This is a genomic window from Onishia niordana, assembly GCF_004798965.1.
Taxonomy (GTDB): Bacteria; Pseudomonadota; Gammaproteobacteria; order Pseudomonadales; family Halomonadaceae; genus Onishia; species Onishia niordana.
In genome coordinates, this window is sequence record NZ_SDSD01000095.1 from 1 (window position 1) to 263 (window position 263).

The window sequence follows — 263 nt, forward strand, 5'->3', positions numbered from 1 at the left end:
GTGAGATTTCCATGTTTTTTGCGGCCTTAACTAACTCTGTTGGAGGATTTGAAAAAATCGCACCAGATGCCAAACTAGATGATGGTCTGTTTACTCTTATCTTGGTGAAGACAGATAATTTATTCGAGTTACTGGCTTTGATTTCCATGGTGATTAAAGGTAGTCACGTGGATGATGTCAATATTGAATACCTAAAATCAAGCCAAATCAAAGTCGAGCCCCTCACAGATAAAAAAATGATGATTAATGTGGATGGCGAGTAT

At 37.6% G+C, this 263-nt stretch carries 1 protein-coding gene; it reads left to right on the forward strand.

Annotated features, from left to right (window positions below; translation table 11 throughout):
• Positions 1-11: 11 nt before the first annotated feature.
• A partial coding sequence (locus ETC27_RS18055) for a hypothetical protein (protein WP_276605712.1) occupies positions 12-263 on the forward strand: 252 nt, incomplete at its 3' end.